This is a genomic window from Rhizobium sp. TRM95796 (assembly GCF_025779995.1).
Classification (GTDB): Bacteria; Pseudomonadota; Alphaproteobacteria; order Rhizobiales; family Rhizobiaceae; genus Rhizobium_E.
This window is the reverse complement of sequence record NZ_JAOXHE010000018.1, coordinates 18,672-34,702: the sequence shown is the minus strand read 5'-3', so window position 1 is coordinate 34,702 and position 16,031 is coordinate 18,672. Positions and strand designations below refer to the sequence as shown.

Annotated in this window: 15 protein-coding genes; 10 read left to right on the top strand and 5 right to left on the bottom strand. The window is 64.1% G+C overall.

What is annotated here, in order from left to right; genetic code table 11:
- The first annotated feature begins 6 nt into the window (after nt 1–6).
- Both OCK01_RS25345 and hydA read left to right on the top strand, forming a co-directional pair.
- Entirely contained in the window at nt 7–1,272 is a 1,266-nt protein-coding gene (locus tag OCK01_RS25345) for a cysteine desulfurase-like protein (protein WP_263826375.1), read from the top strand.
- Between the two features lie 22 nt (nt 1,273–1,294).
- Nucleotides 1,295–2,722: a dihydropyrimidinase gene (hydA, locus tag OCK01_RS25340; protein ID WP_263826374.1), complete on the top strand. Its 1,428-nt coding sequence runs from the start codon at nt 1,295–1,297 to the stop codon at nt 2,720–2,722.
- A gap of 78 nt (nt 2,723–2,800) precedes the next feature.
- Here the strand turns inward: hydA and OCK01_RS25335 are convergent, their stop codons facing one another.
- A complete protein-coding gene (locus OCK01_RS25335; protein WP_263826373.1) occupies nt 2,801–3,691 on the bottom strand; it encodes a LysR family transcriptional regulator in 891 nt (296 codons plus the stop codon).
- 105 nt (nt 3,692–3,796) lie between these two features.
- On the opposite strand from OCK01_RS25335, the gene OCK01_RS25330 reads away from it, so the two are divergent.
- From OCK01_RS25330 to OCK01_RS25295, 8 genes are all read left to right on the top strand, one after another.
- On the top strand, nt 3,797–4,666 hold the full coding sequence (locus OCK01_RS25330) for an NmrA/HSCARG family protein (RefSeq protein ID WP_263826372.1): 870 nt from the start codon (nt 3,797–3,799) through the stop codon (nt 4,664–4,666).
- Nucleotides 4,667–4,698: 32 nt separating this feature from the next.
- Entirely contained in the window at nt 4,699–5,172 is a 474-nt protein-coding gene (locus tag OCK01_RS25325; protein ID WP_263826371.1) for an AtaL-like protein, read from the top strand.
- A gap of 454 nt (nt 5,173–5,626) precedes the next feature.
- Nucleotides 5,627–6,241 carry a glutathione S-transferase family protein gene (locus OCK01_RS25320; protein ID WP_263826370.1) on the top strand — a complete coding sequence of 205 codons (615 nt, stop codon included), beginning with the start codon at nt 5,627–5,629 and terminating at the stop codon, nt 6,239–6,241.
- 58 nt (nt 6,242–6,299) lie between these two features.
- Nucleotides 6,300–8,366: a pyridoxamine 5'-phosphate oxidase family protein gene (locus tag OCK01_RS25315; RefSeq protein ID WP_263826369.1), complete on the top strand. Its 2,067-nt coding sequence runs from the start codon at nt 6,300–6,302 to the stop codon at nt 8,364–8,366.
- A gap of 135 nt (nt 8,367–8,501) precedes the next feature.
- Nucleotides 8,502–9,050 (top strand): carboxymuconolactone decarboxylase family protein, encoded by a 549-nt coding sequence (locus OCK01_RS25310; RefSeq protein ID WP_263826368.1) that lies wholly within the window; start codon nt 8,502–8,504, stop codon nt 9,048–9,050.
- Nucleotides 9,051–9,114: 64 nt separating this feature from the next.
- Entirely contained in the window at nt 9,115–9,579 is a 465-nt protein-coding gene (locus tag OCK01_RS25305; protein WP_263826367.1) for a nuclear transport factor 2 family protein, read from the top strand.
- A gap of 16 nt (nt 9,580–9,595) precedes the next feature.
- On the top strand, nt 9,596–9,901 hold the full coding sequence (locus OCK01_RS25300; RefSeq protein WP_263826366.1) for a hypothetical protein: 306 nt from the start codon (nt 9,596–9,598) through the stop codon (nt 9,899–9,901).
- Between the two features lie 96 nt (nt 9,902–9,997).
- Nucleotides 9,998–10,888, top strand: a complete 891-nt coding sequence (locus OCK01_RS25295) for a LysR family transcriptional regulator (RefSeq protein ID WP_263826365.1) — start codon at nt 9,998–10,000, stop codon at nt 10,886–10,888.
- Between the two features lie 161 nt (nt 10,889–11,049).
- Here the strand turns inward: OCK01_RS25295 and OCK01_RS25290 are convergent, their stop codons facing one another.
- Genes OCK01_RS25290 through OCK01_RS25275 form a run of 4 tightly spaced genes read right to left on the bottom strand, consistent with a single transcriptional unit; the run spans nt 11,050 to nt 16,031 of the window.
- Nucleotides 11,050–12,048, bottom strand: coding sequence for an ABC transporter permease (locus OCK01_RS25290; RefSeq protein ID WP_263826364.1), 999 nt, complete (start codon nt 12,046–12,048; stop codon nt 11,050–11,052).
- Entirely contained in the window at nt 12,041–13,534 is a 1,494-nt protein-coding gene (locus tag OCK01_RS25285; RefSeq protein WP_263826363.1) for a sugar ABC transporter ATP-binding protein, read from the bottom strand. Before OCK01_RS25285 ends, OCK01_RS25290 begins: the two co-directional genes overlap by 8 nt.
- A complete protein-coding gene (locus tag OCK01_RS25280; protein ID WP_263826362.1) occupies nt 13,531–14,517 on the bottom strand; it encodes a sugar-binding transcriptional regulator in 987 nt (328 codons plus the stop codon). The genes OCK01_RS25285 and OCK01_RS25280 overlap by 4 nt, the downstream gene beginning before the upstream one ends.
- Nucleotides 14,514–16,031, bottom strand: a complete 1,518-nt coding sequence (locus OCK01_RS25275) for an FGGY-family carbohydrate kinase (protein ID WP_263826361.1) — start codon at nt 16,029–16,031, stop codon at nt 14,514–14,516. The genes OCK01_RS25280 and OCK01_RS25275 overlap by 4 nt, the downstream gene beginning before the upstream one ends.

Sequence of the window (16,031 nt, the reverse complement as noted above, 5' to 3'; positions counted from 1 at the left end):
ACCGCAATGCCAACCCCCAAGACGCTCGACCTCGATTTCGTGCGCAGCCAGTTTCCAGGCCTCTCCCGCGGCTGGACCTTCTTCGACAACGCCGGCGGCTCCCAGATCCTCAAAGGCGCCGTCGACAAGATCAACACTTTTCTGTTTGAAAAAAACGTCCAGATCGGCGGTTCCTACGAAATCTCGCAGGCGGCTGCAGCCGCGCTCCATGAGGCCCGCACGGCCGCCATGCATCTCGTCAACGCGACGCGGCCCGAAGAGATCGTCTTCGGCAATTCCACCACCGCACTTCTGCAAAACCTCGCCCGCGCCATGCAGAGCCAACTCTCGCCGGGCGATGAGATCGTCATCACCGTCTCTGACCACGAATCCAATATCGGCCCATGGGATCGCCTGCAGGAACGGGGCGTAAAGCTCAAGATCTGGCCGTTGAACAAGGAGACGCTGACGCTTGATCTCGCCGATCTCGCGCCGCTGATGACCGAGCGGACGAAACTCGTCTGCGTCACACACTGCTCGAACATATTGGGCTCGATCAATCCGATCCGCGAGATCGCCGATTTCGTCCATGCCCACAGCGCCAAAATTTGCGTCGACGCGGTCGCCTATGCGCCGCACCGCGCCGTCGACGTGCAAGCCTTCGACGTCGACTACTATGTCTTCAGCCTCTACAAGACCTACGGCCCGCACTATGCGCTGATGTATGGCCGCTATGACCTGTTGTTGGGGCTTGATACGCTCTACCATTATTTCTATGGCAAAGACAAAGTGCCGGGCAAGCTGGAGCCGGGCAATCCCAACTACGAACTCGCTTATTCCACCTGCGGGATCGTCGACTACCTGATGCGCCTCGGCGAACAGGCCGGCGAAACGGGCGAGGCGCGCCAGAAGATCGAAGCCGCGTTCGCCGCCATCACGATCCAGGAAAATGCGCTCACCGAGCGGCTCCTCGTCTATCTCCGCTCGCGTAACGACTGCCGGATCGTCGGCCAGCCCGTTAACCGCGACGGAAGCCGCGTGCCGACCATCGCCTTCCGCTTCGACGGGCGCGAAGCGGCCGATCTCTGCAAGGGGATGGACCAGGAAAAAATCGCCATGCGCTTCGGCGATTTCCACTCGCGCCGGCTCGCCGAATATCTCGGCCTGACTGACCATGGCGGCATGCTGCGGGTGTCCATGGTCCATTACAACACGATCGAGGAAGTCGATCGCTTCACCGCGGCGCTCGACCGGATCCTCGCCGGGGACGCCGGCCTCGCCAAGGCGAGCTGAACACAACGAAAAGGATGGGCTGATGCGCTTCGATACGGTGATCCGCAATGGAACGGTGGCGACGGCGAGCGATACGTTCCAGAGCGATGTCGGCATCAAGGATGGCCGGATCGCAGCGCTGGCAGCCGGGCTCGACGACGCAGACGAGGTGATCGACGCAACCGGCCTCTTCGTCCTGCCCGGCGGCATCGACAGCCATGTGCATCTCGACCAACCCTCCGGTGACGGCATCGTGATGGCCGATGATTTCGACAGCGGCACGCGTTCGGCGGCCATCGGCGGCAACAGCACGATTTTGGCCTTCTGCATGCAGGAGAAAGGCCAGTCCCTGCGCGAGGCGCTGAAGGTCTATCACGCCAAGGCCGACGGAAAATGCCATGTCGACGTGTCCTTCCATCTCGTAATCACCGATCCCACCGCCGAGGTTCTGGGCCAGGAATTGCCGGCGCTTGTCGAGGATGGCTACACCTCGCTCAAGGTGTTCATGACCTATGAGGGCCTGCGCCTCCGAGACGACGAGATCCTGGCGACGCTGGATACGGCGCGGCGCACCGGCGCGCTGGTGATGGTTCATTGCGAGAATGAAGACGCGATCCGCTACCTGATCGGCCGGCATGAGGAAGAGGGCAAGTTCGCGCCCAAATACCACGCGTCGACCAGACCCGCGGCCGCCGAGCGTGAAGCGACCCACCGCGCCCTGTCGCTCGCCGAAATCGTCGACGTGCCCATCGTCATCGTCCATGTGTCCAACCGCGAGGCGATGGAGGAAATCCGGCGCGCGCGCCAACGCGGTCAGAAGATCGCCGGCGAGACCTGCCCGCAATATCTGATGCTCACCGCAGACGACCTCGATCTGGAAGGCCTGGAGGGAGCCAAATATGTCTGCTCGCCGCCGCCGCGCGACAAGGCCAGCCAGGACGCCTGCTGGGAAGGCATCGAACAGGGCGTGTTCGACCTGTTCTCCTCAGACCACTGCCCGTTCCGTTTCGACGATCCCGAAGGCAAACTGAACGAGAAGGGCAAGCGGCATTTCCGCTGGATCCCGAACGGCATTCCCGGCGTAGGCACCCGGCTGCCGATCCTTTTCTCCGAAGGCGTGACGAGAGGCCGGATCGACATCAACCACTTCGTCGCTGTCACATCGACCAACCACGCCAAGCTTTACGGCCTCTATCCGCAAAAGGGGACGATCGCCATCGGCTCGGACGCCGATATTGCTCTTTGGGATCCGACCGCGCAGATGACTCTGACCAACGACATACTGCAGCATGGGGCCGATTACACCCCCTATGAGGGGCTGGACATAACAGGTTGGCCGGTGCGCCTTCTGGTTCGCGGCAAGACCGTCATGGAGCGCGGCGTGCTGGTGGAGCCGGCGACAGGCCGCTACCAGAGCCGCGAGCGGTCGAACCTGACCAGGAACGGCGCTGGTGGCCGCAAAACGACTTAGGCGCTCGCCAAGAGAAAACACCGCGCAAGCGCCGCCGGGAAGCTCCGTCATTCAGGACCCAGATCGGACAGCGCCCCCTTATCTGGCGATGTATGCGGCCAATTCATCGGGCGTTCCGCCGGGGAATGCGTGCTTGAGGAAATTCAAAAAGGCAGAGACGCGCGGGCTCAACAGGCGCCGTGACGGATAAAGCGCCCATAAAGCGATCTCCGACCCCTCTACATCGCCCCAGTGAACCAGCGCGCCGTCGGCTAGGTCGTGGCTCACCAACGAGATCGGCAGGCTGGCTGCGCCGACGCCCGCCCTGGCGGCATCCCGAACCATGATCAGCGACGACAAAACGAGGACGGGCTCGATCCTTATTATGGCGGTTTGTTCGGCCTTTGTGACCTTCCACGTCTGCGAACCGCCGCCTCCCCGCACGACGCCTGGCGCCGGCAGGTCGCCGACTGGCCGAGGCAGATCGGGGCTCGCTGCGACGACCAGTCGATCATGCAAAAATGCTCGACCCACCAGGGTCTCGTCCGGTTCCGGATTGACGCGAATGACCAGATCGTAGCCTTCCTCGATCATGTCTACCGCCCTGTCTTCGGTGGTTATTTCCAACCGCACTTCGGGATATTTGAGCGCGAAGCCGGCGGCGATTTTTCCCATGGCGGTCTGTGACAGGAGAAGCGGCGCACTGATCCGCAGACGGCCACGCGGTTTTTCAGCACCGGAGGCGATGGCTGCGGCCGTCTCGTCGATCTCCGTGAGCAGCGCCGTCGTCCGCTCATGAAGGGCGCGCCCCTCCTCTGTGAGCTTGAGGTCGCGCGCGCCACGCTCGAACAATCGGAGCTGGAGCGCAGCCTCCAATTCCGTAACGCGTCTGGACAGCGTCGCCTTTGGCCGCCCGGTCGCGCGCGCCGCTTTACCGAAGCCGCCATGTCGGGCGACGAGGTTGAAATCTGCAAGTGCGACGAGATCCATGTCGTTCCACCAGTGAGACGAAGCGTCTAGATTTGCGGACTATTGGATCGATACTGGGCCGTCCATAGTGAGGGTGTCAAGCAATTCCAACCTTGGAGAAAACCCATGACGATCCTTGTTACCGGCGCCACAGGCAATATCGGCAGCCAAGTCATCCAGCATCTCGTCGAGCGCGGCGCAGACGTTCGCGCGCTCGTCCGAGATCCTTCCAAAGCACGCCTTCCGGCAGGCGTAAACGTCGCAAAAGGTGACTTCCTTGACGTCGACTCGCTACGCGTCGCCTTCGAAGGAGTGTCCACGCTGTTCCTGCTGAATGCCGTCGTATCCGACGAATTCACTCAGGCGCTCATCGCGCTGAACGTCGCTCGCGCGGCCGGCGTTGAACGCATCGTCTATCTGTCGGTGATCCATCCTGATGTTTATGTGAACGTTCCGCACTTCGCCGGCAAGTTCGGCGTCGAGCGAATGATCGAACATATGGGCATGAACGCCACTATCCTCTGCCCAGCCTATTTCATCCAGAACGATCTGTCGATCAAGGACGTCGTCACCGGTCATGGCGTCTATCCGATGCCGGTCGGTGAAAAAGGTTTGGCGATGATCGACGTGCGCGATATCGCGGAGATCGCCGCCCTTGAACTGCTGCGCCGTGAGCAGGCCGCACGGCCACTCGCGCCGACCCGCCTCAACCTGGTCGGTTCAGACACGCTCACGGGCGCCGACATTGCGGCCATCTGGTCGGATGTGCTCGTTCGCCCGGTCAGCTATGGCGGCGGTGACACAGCCGCGTTCGAGCAGAATCTGAAGCAGTTCATGCCGCCCTGGATGGCTTACGACATGCGTATGATGGGCGATCGGTTCCTGACCGACGGCATGCTGCCCGAAGGCGGTGATGTCGAGCGTTTGACCACGCTTCTCGGTCGGCCGCTTCACTCCTACCGCGATTTCGCCGCGCAGATTGCCGCCTCCGCCTGAGACGCTGCACATTTCAAAGAAGGAAAAACAACATGATCTATTCGACCGCGACAGTCTTGGTCAACCCGGAAGGCGAAACGAAGCTCACTCGGGATCAGGTCTGGAAGGGCCTTGAGCTGAAGGCGCGCGATGCACGCCTTTTTCTCCCGCCCGGTCTCTGCACCCGATGCGATGTCGTGGAAGAGACCGCGACCCACTTCCTGCGCGAAGCCACGATCGCCGGTTCCGCCATCAGGGAGATCATCACGCTCGAGCCGCAGAGCAAGGTCACCTTCTTCCAGGCAACGGGGCTCCGCGAAGGCGCTATCATCAACGAGCTGTTCGAGGATGAAGACGGAGCCCTGAAGCTGAAATTCTATTGCTATCTCGGCCTCCGCGGCAAGCAGCCGAATGGTCCCGAGGAGCAGGCCGAACAGATGCAGTTCGACAGTGACAAAGGCTACAGATCGGCCCTCCTGTCCACTTTGGAACGGACTCGCGAGCTGCTCGCACAGGGCCGGCTCTGATCCCCACAATCAATCCATGGCAGGGCGACCTGTTGGGCTCGATCGACGCGATCCGACCCAGCAGCCGGCCTGTTCGAAGGATGATGAAACGATGGAGATCGATTTGTCCCCTCCGGCGGCCGGCCTGCTGGCCGACGTCATCAGCCGGGTCAATATTCCTTCGCTGGCGCGTCCAGGAGCTGCGCTGACGCGCCATTCGGCAATCTCTCCGTCAAGCAGGCGTCAACGATCTGGGGCGAATCCTGTCGCGAAGATCGAGCACCCTCTCTCAGCTCCGTTCCAGCGGTCCCTCAGCAATCTCGCCGCGGTCGCCCGCAAACGCCTGCGGCAAGCCTGGACTGTTTCATTTTCCGAAACAGTGAACTGTGAAGGTCGCGCGTTCTCAGAAACGCTGATTTTGATCATTCTCAATCGCGGATCGGGGCTCAACCCGACTGACACACAGGAGCGCATCATGAAACTCTATCATCATCCCTTGTCCGGGCACGCGCATAGAGCGCGTCTGTTTCTGTCCCTGCTGGAGCTGCCGCATGACCTGATCGAGGTGGATCTGGCGTCCGGGGCCCACAAGAGGCCTGAATTCCTGAGCCTCAACCCGTTCGGTCAGGTGCCGGTTCTCGATGATGACGGCGTCGTCGTCACCGATTCCAACGCCATCCTCGTCTATCTCGCCAAAAAGGCCGGACGAACGGATTGGCTGCCGGAAGAGCCGGCCGCCGCCGCCGCTGTCCAGCGTTGGCTTTCGGTTGCCGCGGGCGAAATTGCCTATGGTCCGGCCGCGGCTCGCCTTATCACCGTCTTCGGCGCGAAGTTCAATCCGGAGGAAGTCATCGGCCGGGCGCATACGCTTCTCGGCCGGCTCGAAAGCCGTCTCGGCGACCATGACTGGCTCGCTGGCGAGGGTCCGACGATCGCCGACGTCGCCATCTACAGCTATATCGCCCGCGCTCCGGAAGGAAATGTCGATCTTGGCGCCTATCCAGCCGTCAACAGGTTCCTCCGCCGCATCGAGGCGTTGCCCGGCTTCGCGCCCTTCGCCGAGACTCGCGCGGGGCTTGCAGCAGCATGAGCCATCAGGCGGAGAGCGCTTTCGCGCTCCCGACCCCGTCGAAACCCAGGAGTCGGACATGCGCGAAGACCTCCAAGAAATGCAGACATGGCATGAAGGCGAACGTCGCCTGCAGGAACGTGCGGGCGCCGTGGAGCGCATGGCGTCGGTCGGCGCGCGCGTGGTGCGCGATTTCATGCCGGATCAGCACCGGGCGTTTTACGCCCAATTGCCCGTCATCGTGGTCGGCAGCGTCGACGACGCGGGCGACGCATGGGCGACGCTGCTGGAAGGTGGACCCGGCTTCATAAATTCGCCATCCGCAACCCTCCTGGATATCGGCACAGTCGCCGACCCGCGGGACCCGGCGGCGGTCGGGATCTCCCCGGGCAAGTCGATCGGCCTCCTGGGAATCGAACTTCACACCCGTCGGCGCAATCGCATGAACGGTGTCGTGACGCGCGCGGATGGCGGTATACGCGTCGAAGTCGACCAGAGCTTCGGCAATTGTCCGCGCTACATCCAACTGCGCGATTTCACATTCTCGCGCACTCCGGGTCAGAGGTCCGACGGCGCATTGGAAACCCTCGAAGTCCTTGACGCCGAGGCGCGAGCCCTGATCAGCGACGCCGACGCCTTCTTCGTCGCATCCTATGCCGATCGGGAGGCGCGGCGGCAGGTCGATGTCTCGCATCGCGGCGGCAAGGCCGGTTTCGTGCGCGTCGGACAGGACGGCGTGCTGACAGTGCCGGATTTCGACGGCAATCTGTTCTTTTCGACGCTCGGCAATATCCTCCTCAACGGCAAGGCCGGGCTCGTCTTCGTCGATTTCGCAACCGGCGACCTGTTGCAGATGACGGGGGACGCCGAGATTATTCTCGATTCCCCTGATATCGCGGCTTTCCAAGGCGCCGAACGTCTCTGGACATTCACGCCGCGACGGATCCTGCGACGGCGCAACGCGCTCACGCTCCGCTGGACTTTCCAGACGGACGGCTGGTCGCCCAGCTCGCTGATGACCGGCGACTGGGATCAGGCGGCGGAACGCCTGAAAGCGGCGGCGCGTTCAAACGACTGGCGCACCTTCGCAGTCACAAGGATCGTGAATGAGACTGCGGCGATCCGCTCTTTTTATCTCAAACCCGCAGATGGCGCCGGCCTCGTTCCGCATCTTGCCGGCCAGCACCTGCCGATCCTCCTGAACATTCCCGGGATGGACAAGCCGATCCTCAGAACCTACACCCTTTCGGCCGCCCCCTCCGATGGCCTCTACCGGATCAGTGTCCGACGCGACGGGCTAGCATCGACTTATCTTCACGATGCAGTGCGTGTCGGCGACGTCATCGACGCGCGCGCGCCGGCCGGCGCCTTCACCATGGATGCGCACGCCACCCGGCCGGCCGTGCTTCTGGCGGGCGGCATCGGCATTACCCCCTTGCTCGCCATGCTGCGCCATGTCGTCTATGAGGGGCTGCGTCGGCAGCGCATGCGTCCGGTCATTCTCCTTCAGGCGGCGCGATCTCGGGACGATCGCGCATTCGACGCCGAAATCGCCGAGCTCGTGGACGCAGGCCGTGGGGCGATCCGGCTCGTCCGGGTGCTGAGCGACACGCAGGGCGCCGAAGAGGGCGCCGATTACGATGCGGCGGGTCGCATCGATATGCCGCTTCTCACCCGCTCTCTGCCGTTCGGCGATTACGACTTCTACCTCTGCGGGCCCCCGTCTTTCACGCAGTCGCTCTATGACGGGCTCCGCAGCTATGCGGTCGCCGATCATCGCATCCACGCCGAGGCCTTCGGTCCCTCTTCACTCTCGCGGCGCGCCGATCCGGGCCCCGCACCATCGATGCAGCCCGCTGCTTCGACACAGCCGGTGCCGGTTCTGTTCACCGCGTCGCTCAAGGAGGCCCGCTGGACGCCCGGTTCCGGGAGCCTTCTGGAGCTGGCCGAGGCCCGCGGTCTCGACCCAGCCTTCAGCTGCCGCGCCGGCTCTTGCGGATCATGCCGCACGACATTGCTGGCCGGCGCGGTAACCTATCCCACTGCGCCGACCGCCAGCATCGGCGCCGGCGAGGTTCTGCTCTGCTCGGCCGTGCCCGCGGCCATGGACGGCCAGGCGGCCAACCGCATCGAACTGGCGCTCTGACGGCGACGACATCGTGATTGATGCGGTCCGAGCAATGGTGACTTCCGGATTTGAGCCATTCACGGTCCAGCGGGAACAGTACATCTTGAGGGCGCCGCGGAAACGGTTCCGCCGCTGAAAAACAAGGAGAAAGACATGTCACGCATCCCAACCCCTGTCCGTATCGAGGACGCGCCTGAAGCCTCTCGCCCTGTGTTGGAAGCCATTCGGAAGCAGATCGGCTCGCTTCCCAACATTTTTCGCCTGGTGTCGAACAGCCCGGCCGCTCTCAATGGTCTGACTGCGCTGCAGGGAGCGCTCGGCAAGGGCAAGCTTCCGCCCGCGACGCGCGAACGGATCGCGCTGGCCATGGCCGAAGCCAATGGTTGCGATTACTGCCTCTCGGCCCATACCTATACTGGCGCGAAATTCGCCAAGCTGGACGACGGCGAGATCCTCGCCAATCGCCGCGGCACATCGCTTGACGCAAAGGCTGCGGCGGCCGTTGAATTCGCCCGCTCGCTGACGCTTTCGCGCGGAGCGGTTTCCGCAAGCACAATCGAAGCGGTGCGCGCCGCCGGCTACAGCGACGGAGAAATCCTCGAGATCATCGCCCATGTCGCGCTGAACACTTTCACCAACTACGTCAACGAAGCGCTGGGCACGGAGATCGATTTCCCCCGGATCTCCGCTCTCGCCGCCTGAGCACAACGAGTGGCTACGCCCACCGCAGCCACTCTTGCTTTTTCGTCTTCAAAGGATGACATTGATGTCCCGCCCGCCTCTTCCTCCCTTCAACGAACAATCCGCCATCGAAAAGGTGCGCCTCGCCGAGGATGGCTGGAACAGCCGCGACGCGGTCAAGGTCGCGCTCGCTTATACGCTCGACACGCGCTGGCGCAATCGCGCGGAGTTTCTCGTCGGCCGCGCCGAAGCGCAGGCCTTCCTGACACGCAAGTGGAACAAAGAGCTGGACTATCGCCTGATCAAGGAACTGTGGGCGTTTCAGGACAACCGCATCGCTGTGCGCTACGCTTACGAATATCGCGACGACAGCGGCCACTGGTTTCGCGCCTACGGCAACGAAAACTGGGAATTTGCCGAGGATGGGCTGATGCGCGCGCGCCACGCCAGCATCAACGAGCAACCGATCGCCGAGGCCGACCGCAAGTTCCTCTGGCCGCTCGGGCGGCGCCCCGATGACCATCCGGGCCTCAGCCATTTCGGCTTCTAAGGCGCGAGATTCCACCATGGGCCAATTCAGGCTTGATGATCGGGCAAAGCTCTCCATCGACATCGCTCTCGCCGCCGCAGGTGGCGACGGCGAGCGCTTGCGTCGCGGAGAGCAGGCCGCCCGTCTGCTCGGCCTGACCGGAGCGGAGCTCGATGCGCTCCACAACGGGTCGAGCTTCGACTTCCGCCTCTCGCGGGCGATCGGGCTGGCGATTTCCCCGGGCGCCGAAAGCCGGGGCCGCGCCCGACGCGCCGGCCTTGATGAACAAGACTGCCGGGCCATCGAAGATTATGCAGCGGGTTCATCGGGCGACCGCTCCTGAGACGGCCCGAAGCGCCACCCGGCAGCGCCGCTTTACGGCTGGCGCGAAGGGTCGATCGGTGCAAATGTGCCTTGGGGGTTTCAAAGGGAACGGATCATGGATCGATGGCAAGCGATGCGGATCTTCGTCAAGGTGGCGGAGACCGAGAGTTTCGCCGAGGCGGCGCGACACATGAATATGAGCGCGCCTGTGGTGACCCGAACGATTGCGTCGCTGGAGGACCTGATCGGCGCCCGCCTGTTCGTGCGCACAACCCGCTCGGTCAAGATGACTGAGGCGGGAAGTCGCTACCTCGGCGACTGTCGGAGGATCCTCGCCGACATCGCCGAGGCGGAGGCGACCGCCGGCGGCGCCTATGCCACGCCGACCGGCACGCTGTCCGTAACCGCGCCCGCACTGTTCGGCCAAATGTATGTGCTGCCGATCGTGATCGGTTATCTCGACGCCTATTCCGACGCGCGCGCCCGAACGCTCTTCGTCGATCGCCCGATCAACATGATCGAAGACGGGATGGACGTGGCCGTGCGTATCGGCCATCTGCCGGATTCCGGCTTTACCGCCGTCAAGGTGGGAGCGGTCCGGCATGTGATCTGCGGCGCTCCCGATTATTTCGACCGGCATGGCGTTCCTGCGACGCCCGCAGACCTGCGGGATCACCGCATCGCCGCTGCGACCAGCGCCTGGGCGTCGCCGGAATGGCGTTTCGCCGGCGACCACAAGGTGACGACCACGCCCACGCTCCAGTGCAATACGAACGAGGCGGCGATCACTGCGGCGCGTCGAGGTTGGGGCCTCACCCGTGTGCTGCACTACCAGATCGGCCCGGCTCTGGTCGCAGGCGAGCTGCAGGTCGTGCTCGGCGATTTCGAGGAGCCGCCGCTACCCATCCATCTTCTGTATCCCGAAGGCCGAAGCGCCCCCGCCAAGGTCCGGGCCTTCATCGACATGGCCGTGCCGATCCTCAGAGACAACAGATTACTGAATTGAACGGCGGATCTTGCTACGCTGCGGCCGAGAATATGGAGCGCGGTCCGGGCGACAGCAGATCATGGGCGTCGGCGGCACGGCAAAACTGGCGCCGAGCAGCACTTGAGGGATAATGATGGCGGCGCCATCTCATGCGCCGCCTTTTTCCGCAAACTTCGCTCTCAGCGGCCGCGCCGAATATCGATGAACCGGTTGAGCAGAATGGCGGCGACGATGATGAAGCCCGTCACCGTCATTTGGTAGAACGAGCCGAGACCGAGCAAATTGAAGATGTTGCGCAACACCTGCAACAGCATCACCGCGAAGAAGGTGCCCAGCACCCCGCCGCGCCCCCCGAACAGGGACGTTCCGCCGAGCACCACTGCTGCGATGGCGTCGAGCTCCAGTCCCTGCGCCGCCGTCGGCTGGCCGATGCGCAGGCGCGAGGTCAGGAGAATGCCGGCCAGCGCGCTCATGATGCCGGAAACGGTGAAGACGAGCACGAGGATGCGGGTGGTCGGCAGGCCCGACAGACGGGCGGCCTCCGCATTGCCGCCCGTGGCGTAAACCGATTCCCCGAAGACGGTGAGCCTCAGCAGGGCGCCGGCCAGAATGCAGAGCGCGACGAAGATCAGACCCATAGAGCTGACGGCGACGCCGGGAAAAACCGGCACCATGGTCGAGGCGATCGCCCCGAAGCTCGGCGGCAGGCCCGACACCGGCACACCGTCGGTCAGAAGATAGGTGACGCCGCGAAACGACACCAGTCCCGCCAGCGACACGATGAAGCTCGGCACCTCGGCGAGAGCCGTGATCACGCCGATCGTCGCGCCGGCGGCGGCACCCGCCAGGATGGTGATCAGGATCGCAGGCGCGACGGGCATGCCCGCCGCCATCATCACCGCCGCCAGCATGCCCGACAGCGCCGTGACCGAACCCACCGACAGGTCGATATTGCCGGTCAGGATGACGAAGGTCATGCCGACGGCGACCACACCGACGACGGCCGCCTGCTGGAAGAGATTGGCGATGTTGGTCACCGTCAAAAAGCTCGGCGACAACAGCGCGGCGATGGCGACAACCACGAGAAAGATAAGGATGAAGTTGTATTCGATCGCCAGATCGATCGCGCGGCGTGCTGAAATCTGCATGGGCGGCGTTCCCGTCACTGTGTCAGTCATGATGTTGTGTCCCGAGGATCTGCTGCTTCAGAATCTCGTCCTGGTCGGTTTTGGACGGATCGAAGCGGGCGATGTTGCGCCCTTCGTGAAAGACCCAGATCGTGTCGCAGGCGGCATAGAGCTCTTCCAATTCCGATGAGGCGACGATCACCGCCGCGCCGTCCGCCGCGAGTTGCTCCACCAGGCGGTAGAGATCGGCCTTGGCCCCGATGTCGAGGCCGCGCGAGGGCTCGTCGAGCAACAGCAGCCGCGCGCCCTTGATGATCCATTTCGCCAGCACGACCTTTTGCTGATTGCCGCCCGAAAGCTGGATGACCTTCTGCTCCGGTGCGCCATATTTGGTCGACAACTGCTTGAGCACCGGCACGGTGCGGGCCTTCAGCTCCGCATGGCGGGCGAGGAACCGTCCCTGCATGGCCGGAAGCGTCGCATTGCGATAGATCGGCGCGTCGAGGATGAGGCCTTCGGTCTTGCGGCTTTCCGGCACGAGGCCGAGCCCGGCGGCGATCGCATCGCGCGGCGATCTCGGCGAGAACGATTTGCCGTAGAGCCGCATCGACGCCGCGCAGGGATCTGCCCCGAACAGCGCTTTCAGGAAGGACGTGCGGCCCGAGCCGTTGAGGCCGGTCAGACCGGCGATCTCACCGCGCCGCAGCTGGAAATCGCGTATGTCGAGCCCGTGCGGCCCCGTCAGTCTGTCGATATCGAGCACGACCTCTCCGGTGACGGGCGGACGGTCCCGGCGCTCGACCAGCGTCCTGTTATTGCCGAGAATGGCCTCGACCAGCGCCGTATCGGGCGTGTCGCGCACGCCGAAGGTTTCGATCGTGCGCCCACCGCGCAGCACGGTGACTCGGTCGCCGATCTCGCGCAATTCGCCCAGGCGATGGCTGACATAGAGGATGGCGACGCCCTGGGCGGTCAGTTCGCGGATGATCCGGAAGACAGCTTCGAGCTCGGTCTCGTTGAGCGCCGCCGAGGGTTCATCCATGATGATGACCTTGGCCTCGCGCGTCAGCGAGCGGGCGATCGCGGTCAGCTGCTGGTTGGCCACCGACAGGCTGCCGACGCGGTCGTCGGGCGAAAAGCCCGCGCCGACGCGCGCCAGCGCTTCAGCCGCGCGCGCCCGGCGACTGCGCTTGTGAAGGAATCCGTAACGGGCCGGAGGGTGGCCGAGGAACAGGTTTTCGGCGACCGTCAGCTGTGGCACCAGATCGAGTTCCTGATAGATCATGGAAATCCCGGCCGCCGCCGCTTCCGACGGCTTGCGGAAATTCACCGGGCGGCCATCGATGCAGATATCGCCGCCGGTCGGCGCGAGCGCGCCGGCTATCAGCTTCAGAAAGGTCGACTTGCCCGCGCCATTTGCGCCGAGCAGGCAATGGACTTCGCCCTTGCGCACATTGAGATCGGCTTGTTCGAGGGCGATCACATTGGGCGGGAAGCGTTTGGAAAGCCCCGAAATCTCCAGAACATGGTCGGTCATGCCGCCTCCTCCAGAATACGCCGCGCCGTGCCCTCGTCGGTCACGAGGTCGGTCATGTAGCGCGCCTTGAGACAGGCGGCGGCGATAAAATGCTTGTCTTCCCCGGCGGCGACCGCGATGACCCGCTCCTTGCGCGCCAGCGCGTTCAGCCGCAAGCCGATCGTGCGGTCGTCGAGTTGGCGGTCGACGATGCGGCCCTTGGCGTCGACGAAGCGCCCCATGATGTCGCCGACCGAGTTGAGATCCTTGAGGCGGGCGATGTCGCTCTCGTCGAGATAGCCGGAGCCGAGCAGCACGGACTGATGCGTCATGCCGCCGAGACCGAAACAGATCACCGGCGCTTCCTCCGCCATAGTGAGGACGCGCTCGATGATCGGGTCCTGTTCGAGGGCGATCCGCGTCGATTTCGAACCGAGAATCGCCGGCACGGGCAGAAGCGTCGCCTGGCCGCCGGCCGATTGCGCGAATTCCTCCGCGACGGCGGAATTGCGCGTGGTCGTGGCCTTCAGCGCCGCAGATCCATTGACCAGCACCACCTGCAACCCGCGGCACCAATCCTTCGGCAGGGATCTCGCCACCGCCGCCATGGTGCGGCCCCAACTGACGCCGAGCACGGAGGGACGCGGATTGAGGCTGACGAGATGAGTGGCCGCCGCCTGCGCGACGCTGTCCATGATCAGGCTGGGGTCTTCGATCTCGCCGGTGGGCACAACGATCGCCTCGCGCACGCCGAACTGCCGCTGCAATTCGATTTCCAGCGAGGTTCGCCGCCCCGCGCGCGGTGTGATCTCGATGCGCACGACGCCGGATTCCTTGGCTTCGGTGAGCAGGCGCCCCACCTGCCAGCGCGTCAGGCCGAGCTCGGTTGCGATATCGGATTGTGTCCGGTCGAGGTCGTAATAGAGCTTCGCCACCTGCACCATCAGGTGATCGCGCTGTTCGTTGATCGGCAGACGGGCCGTGTAGGGATTGCGCGCGCTCATTGCCCACTCCTCATCTGCCGTCCCGCCAGCTTGTGCAGCACCGGCCGGGTCGCCTCGGTCGCTTCGAGATAGAGCGGCAGCATGCCGGCATACCAGTCGGCGCGGCGGGGATCGGGGAGAAGCTCAGTCGAGGGCGCGACGCAGCTTTTCGCCGCGGTCGGGAGATCCGAATAGACACCGATCGCCGATGCGGCGGCGGCGGTGGCTCCGAGGAGGCTGAGATTGTCCTCCCGCGCCACCTGCACCGGCATGCCCAGAGCATCGACGGTGGCTTGCAGCCAGGCGGCGTTCTTGACGATGCCGCCGGCCATCATGATCCGGTCCACCCCTACCCCGCGCGCCTTCAGCACCGACAACACATTCGCGGAGCCCAACGCCAGGCTGTCGACGGCCGACGAATAGATGTCGGCGCGTCCATGGCCGAGGGTCAGTCCCATCATCGCCCCGCGCAGGGACGCGTCGCGGAAAGGGGTGCGGTTGCCCATCATATAATCGAGCGCGAGCAGACCATCGGACCGGCCGGGATGGGCGGCGACCTCGGCGATCAGCGCCTTGTGACCGGCGGGATCGAGGCCGAACATGTCGAAGGCCAGCCAGTTGAGCATGGAACCCGCGGCCACCTGCCCGCATTCGACCAGCCATCGGCCCGGCGTCAGGGCGTTGGGATAGGGTCCCCAGAAGCCAGTGACATCGGCTTCTTCGGCTAGCTGAACCAGTTGCACGATCGAGGTCCCGCCGATGAACAGCATGCCGCCCGGCTCCACCGTGTCGGCGCCGAGGATGCCGATATGCGCGTCGATGCCGCCCTGGGCGATGATCGGTCTGTTGTCGAGCCCGAGCTCGGTCGCCATCTCGGCCCGCATGGGGCCGATCGCGCCGCCCACGGGGACGACGCGTTGCGGCAGCTTGTCTGCGAGCTCGGGGATGCCGAACGCCTCATAGATCTCAGGAACGAAGCGGCGGGCGTCGCTGTCGTAATTCCATTTGCAGGCCGCGTTCATCAACGACCCTGTCCATTCTCCGGTCAAATGGAAATTGATATAGTCCAGCGCCTCGCAGACGATGTCCGCCGAAGCCCAGATCTCCGGCTGATTGCGCTTGAGCCACATGGATTTCGGCACCAGCCATTCGACGGCGTCTGAGCCGCCGCAGAAACGCATGACGGGATGGGAAAACTCCGCAGTCTGGCGGGCTTCGGCGTCGGCGCGGCAATCCATCCACAACAGCGCGTCGCGCAAGGGCGCGCCACCCCTATCGCAGACGGCCACGGTGGAGGCGGTGGTGGCCACACAGACGGCGTCGACGCTGCGGCGGCCGGCTTCGGCCAGCACCGCGCGGCCCGCGGCCCGCAGCGCCGCGAGCCATTCGCGCGGCTGCTGCTCCGCCCAACCGGCGCGGGGATAATGCGTGGCGTAGGCGGCGTCCGCCTGGGCCAGCATCTTTCGCTGGTCGGTGTCGTAGAGACCTGCACGCACGCCGCCGGTGCCGAAATCGAAACTCAGAATATGAGCCAT